This is a genomic window from Kitasatospora sp. NPDC057198, assembly GCF_042670125.1.
Classification (GTDB): Bacteria; Actinomycetota; Actinomycetes; order Streptomycetales; family Streptomycetaceae; genus Kitasatospora.
In genome coordinates this window covers 1-5175 of the sequence record NZ_JBHUWH010000522.1, presented here as the reverse complement: position 1 = coordinate 5175, position 5175 = coordinate 1, and the positions used below count along the sequence as shown (strand labels likewise).

Annotated in this window: 2 protein-coding genes; one reads left to right on the top strand and one right to left on the bottom strand. The window is 70.7% G+C overall.

Annotation, left to right across the window (positions count from 1 at the left end; translation table 11 throughout):
• Nucleotides 1-45: 45 nt before the first annotated feature.
• The gene (locus tag ACFUEL_RS34605) at nucleotides 46-1356 is read right to left on the bottom strand and encodes an extracellular solute-binding protein (protein ID WP_380241360.1); all 1311 of its coding nucleotides are present in this window, start codon (nucleotides 1354-1356) and stop codon (nucleotides 46-48) included.
• Nucleotides 1357-1658: 302 nt separating this feature from the next.
• Between ACFUEL_RS34605 and ACFUEL_RS34600 the strand changes: the two genes are divergently transcribed.
• Nucleotides 1659-5144, top strand: coding sequence for a discoidin domain-containing protein (locus tag ACFUEL_RS34600; protein WP_380241358.1), 3486 nt, complete (start codon nucleotides 1659-1661; stop codon nucleotides 5142-5144).
• The last annotated feature ends 31 nt before the right edge of the window (nucleotides 5145-5175 follow it).

Sequence of the window (5175 nt, the reverse complement as noted above, 5' to 3'; positions counted from 1 at the left end):
GGCGTCAGGTCCGCACCGGCACCGCGGGTTTCGGGGGGCGGGCCGTCAGTTGACGATGTTGTCGACGTCCTTGAGGGCCTGCTTCCAGGCGCCGTCCGGGTCGGCCTTGCCCTGCTCGATCGAGGTCAGCGCGTTGCCGAGGGCGGTGCCGATCTCCGCGCCGTGCGCGCCGAGCGGCTGCGGGTTCAGGTCGCGGGCCGACTGGGAGAAGATCTTGCCGGTCGGGGCGTTGTTGAACAGCGGGTCGGTGTGCTCGGCGATGTCGGGCTGGGTCCACAGCGCCTGGTCGGAGGGGAAGTAGCCCTTCTCCTTGAACAGGCGGGCCTCCTGCTCGGGGGCGGTGAGCCACTTGGCCAGCTCGGCGGCGGCCTTGGTGTGCTTGCCGGACTTCGGGACGCTCAGGTAGGAGCCGCCCCAGTTGCCGCCGCCGCCGGGGATCCGGGCGATGTCCCACTTGCCGCCGTCGGTGGGCGGGTTGGCCTTGAACTCGTAGCTCATCCAGGCCGGGCAGGCCACGGTGGCGAACTGGCTCTTCTGGAAGCCGGTGTCCCAGGCGGGGGTGAACGCCTGGATGCCCGCCGACTCGCCGTCCTTGATGGCGCCGGCCACCAGGTCGAAGGACTGCTTGACGGCCGGGTTGCTGGTGACCACGACCTTGCCGTCGGCGTCGTAGACGCCCTGCGGGGCCTGGGCCAGGATCGCGCTGAACAGGTTGCCGCCGCTGTCGAACCAGCGGGCGTCCTTGTTCGGGCTGTTGGCCAGGAACTGCTTGCCGGCGGCCAGGTAGGACGGCCAGTCCTTCATCAGCGCGGCGACCGCCTCGCGGTCGGTGGGCAGGCCGGCGGCCTGGAACAGGTCGCTGCGGTAGCACAGCGCCATGCCGCCCATGTCGGTGCCCAGGCCGAACAGCACCTTGCCGTCCGGGCTGGAGGCGGGGGCGGTCTTGGACGGCACCCACTGGTCCTTGCTGACGCCGTTGTCCAGGAAGTTGAGGAACTTGCCGGCCTCCGGCTGGAAGCCCGCGACCTGCCCGATCTCGATCGCCTCGATGTCGGCGGTGCCGGAGCCGGCCAGCAGGTGGGCGTGCAGGTTCTGGTGGTGCGCGCCCATGTCGGCGCGGTTCTCCTTGATGGTGATGTTCGGGTGCGCCTGCTCGTACTCCTTGTAGAGGTCCGCGTAGCCGAAGTCGGAGAACAGGTTCACGGTGAGGGTGATCTTGGCGTTCGGGTCCTCGTCCGCGGACGCGCCGCCACCGCTGCTGGAGCAGGAGGTCACGGCGGTCAGGGCCAGCACCAGCAGCGCCGAGCTGGCGAGCAGGCGGCCTCTCGGGCCGGTGCGGGGCAGGGAAACGGGCATGGGTCGGCTCCTCGCGGGGGATGGCGTGATGAGACCCGGGAACCGCTCGTTGGGAGAGCGCTCTCCCGGGTGGCATCCGGAGCTTGGCCGCTCCGGCTACCTCCCGTCAAGGGGTTGGGATGCAGAAAATTGCGGCCACACCTGGGCTTTGGCGAAGTTTCGCCGACGAACGGGTTGCCGCCGCTCTTGACACGGATGAAACAACGGGGCAACCATCACAGGCATAACGAGAGAGCGCTCTCCCTGATCCGGGCACCGGCCCTCAACGGTGCCGCCCCCACCCCACCCGATCGGGAGCCCCGATGCCCGCCCCGCCCCTGCGCACCCCCCGGCCGCTGTCGCGGCCGACCGCTTCCGCACCGCCCGCCCGCGCCCTGGCCGCCGCGCTCGCCGCCGCCCTGGTCGCCGCGCTGGTCCTGCTGCTGCCCGCCACCCGGGCCCAGGCCGCCCCCGTCCTGCTCTCGCAGGGCAAGACCGCCACCGCCTCCAGCACCGAGAACTACGGCACCCCCGCGTCCAACGCCGTGGACGGCGACACCGGAACCCGCTGGTCCTCGGCGGCTTCCGACCCGCAGTGGCTGCAGGTCGACCTCGGCGCGCCCGCCGCACTCAGCTCCGTCACCCTCAAGTGGGAGGCGGCCTACGCCAAGGGCTACCAGATCCAGCTGTCCACCGACGGCACCACCTGGAGCACCGCCTACACCACCGCCAACGGCGCCGGCGGCACCGAGACCGTCCCGGTCACCGGCACCGCCCGCTACGTGCGGATGAACGGCACCGCCCGGGCCACCGGCTACGGCTACTCGCTCTGGGAGTTCCAGGTCTACGGCGCCACCGGCGGCGTCGACCAGGGCTGCACCACCGCGAACGCGGCCAAGGGCAAGACCGCCACCGCCTCCAGCACCGAGAACTACGGCACCCCCGCGTCCAACGCGGTGGACGGCGACGCGAACACCCGCTGGTCCTCGGCCGCCGCCGACCCGCAGTGGCTGCAGGTCGACCTCGGCTCCGCGCAGAGCGTCTGCGGCACCTCGGTCACCTGGGAGAACGCGTACGCCAAGGCGTACCGGATCCAGCTGTCCACCGACGGCACCACCTGGAACGACGCCTGGAGCACCGCCAACGGCGCCGGCGGCACCGAGAAGCAGGACTTCACCGGCACCGCCCGCTACGTCCGGCTGTACGGCACCGCCCGGGCCACCGGCTACGGGTACTCCGTCTGGGAGTTCCAGGTCTTCACCGGCGGCGGCAGCAGCTCCGGCCCGAGCACCAGCCCCAGCCCCAGCCCGAGCGGCAGCCCCACCGGCACCACCCCGCCCGGCAACTGGAACACGATCTTCAGCGACAACTTCGCCGGCGGCTCCGGCAGCGCCCCCTCCGCCGACAACTGGACGGTGCGCACCGGCACCTCGGAGCCCGGCGGCGCCGCCAACTGGGGCACCGGCGAGATCCAGAACGACACCGCCAACCCCGCCAACGTCGCCGTCGACGGCAACGGCCACCTCAACCTGACCGCCGTCCGCGACGGCGCCGGCAACTGGACCTCCGGCCGGGTGGAGAGCAAGCGCGGCGACTTCGCCGCCCCCGCCGGCGGACAGCTGCTGATCTCCGCGCAGATCAAGCAGCCCGGCGTCGCCGACAGCACCGGCTACTGGCCGTCCTTCCGCACCATCGGAGCGAACGACCGCAGCGGCGGCTGGCCGGGCACCGGCGAGACCGACATCCTCGAGGACGTCAACGGCCGCAGCCAGACCTCCGCCACCCTGCACTGCGGCACCGCCCCCGGCGGCAACTGCAACGAGTACAACGGCATGACCAGCGGACTCGCCTCCTGCCCCGGCTGCCAGAGCGACTACCACACCTACAGCCAGGTCATCGACCGCACCGTCAGCGACGAGCAGATCCGCTGGTACCTCGACGGCCGGCAGATCTGGCAGGTCAACGAGTCCCAGGTCGGCACCACCGACTGGAAGAACGCCGTCGACCACGGCTTCAAGCTGGTCTTCAACCTCGCCATCGGCGGCTCCTTCCCCGACAGCGTCTGCGGCTGCACCACGCCCAGCGCCACCACCACCTCCGGCGGCGCGCTGTCCATCGGCACCGTCACCGTCGCCACCACCACCGGCACCGCCCCCGCGGCGCTCACCGACCCGCCCGTCCCCACCGGCAAGAGCACCGTCAAGGTCACCGGCGGCCAGGGCAACTGGGGCCTGAGCGTCAACGGCCAGCCCTACCAGCTCAAGGGCGTCACCTGGGGCCCCGCCCAGTCCACCGCCGACGCGCACATGCGCGACCTGAAGGCGATGGGCGTCAACACCCTGCGCACCTGGGGCACCGACGCGGCCAGCAAGCCGCTGCTGGACGCCGCCGCCGCGTACGGGCTCAAGGTGGTCAACGGCTTCTGGCTCAACCAGGGCGCCGACTACGTCAACGACACCGCCTACAAGAACAGCACCCTCGACTCCATCAAGCAGTGGGTGACCACCTACAAGGACCACCCCGGCGTGCTGATGTGGGACGTCGGCAACGAGGTCATCCTCACCACCCAGGACCACGCCTACAACGGCGCCACGGTGGAGCAGGAGCGCGTCGCCTACGCCAAGTTCGTCGAGCAGGTCGCCCAGGCCATCCACGCCATCGACCCCGACCACCCGGTCACCTCGACCGACGCCTACACCGGCGCCTGGCCGTACTACAAGCAGTACGCCCCCAGCCTCGACCTGCTGGCCGTCAACTCCTACGGCGCGGTCTGCAACGTCAAGCAGGACTGGATCAACGGCGGCTACACCAAGCCGTACATCGTCACCGAGTCCGGCGACGACGGCGAGTGGGAGGTCCCGAACGACGCCAACGGCGTCCCGACCCAGCCCACCGACACCCAGAAGCGGGACGGCTACACCAGGGCCTGGAACTGCATCTCCGGCCACACCGGCGTCGCGCTCGGCGCCACCATCTTCAACTACGGCACCGAGAACGACTTCGGCGGCACCTGGTTCAACCTGATCCCCGGCGGCTGGAAGCAGCCCGCGTACTACTCCGTCGCCAAGTCCTACGGCGGCAGCGCCAAGGACGGCAACACCCCGCCGGTGATGCCGAACGTCACCCTGAGCAAGACTTCCGACGTCCCGGCCGGCGGCACCTTCACCATCAGCTCGCCCGCCACCGACCCCGACGGCGACCTGGTCCGCTACCAGCTCTACTACAGCTCCAAGTACGTGGACGGCGGCACCGGCTTCAGCCAGGTCCGCTTCACCCAGACCGGGGACGGCCAGTTCACCGTCACCGCGCCCAAGACCCTGGGCGTCTGGAAGGTCTACGTCTACGCCTACGACGGCCACGGCAACGTCGGCATCGAGTCCAAGTCCTTCCGCACCGTCGCCCCCGTCCCCAGCGGCACCAACGTCGCCAAGGGCAAGACCACCACCGCCTCGACCTACCAGGCCGTCGGCAACGGCGCCCCCTACCCGCCGTCCAACACCACCGACGGCAACTGGTCCACCCGGTGGGCCAGCGAGTGGGCCGACCCGCAGTGGCTCCAGGTCGACCTGGGCCAGAACACCTCGTTCAAGCACGTGCAACTCGGCTGGGAGTCCGCGTACGGCAAGGCGTACCAGATCCAGACCTCCAACGACGGCACCAACTGGACGACCGTCTACACCCAGGCCAACGGCACCGGCGGCATCGAGGACATCGACGTCAACGGCAGCGGCCGCTACGTCCGGGTCAACATGACCCAGCGCGGCACCGCCTACGGCTACTCGATGTACGAGTTCGGCGTCTACGCCTGACCCGCCGGCAGTGAGCGGGGGGCGCCCGGCC

Excerpts from the sequence above, each read along its gene's own strand:
- ACFUEL_RS34600 (WP_380241358.1), top strand. The coding sequence starts at position 1,659 with ATGCCCGCCCCGCCCCTGCGCACCCCCCGGCCGCTGTCGCGGCCGACC.
- ACFUEL_RS34605 (WP_380241360.1), bottom strand. The coding sequence starts at position 1,356 with ATGCCCGTTTCCCTGCCCCGCACCGGCCCGAGAGGCCGCCTGCTCGCC.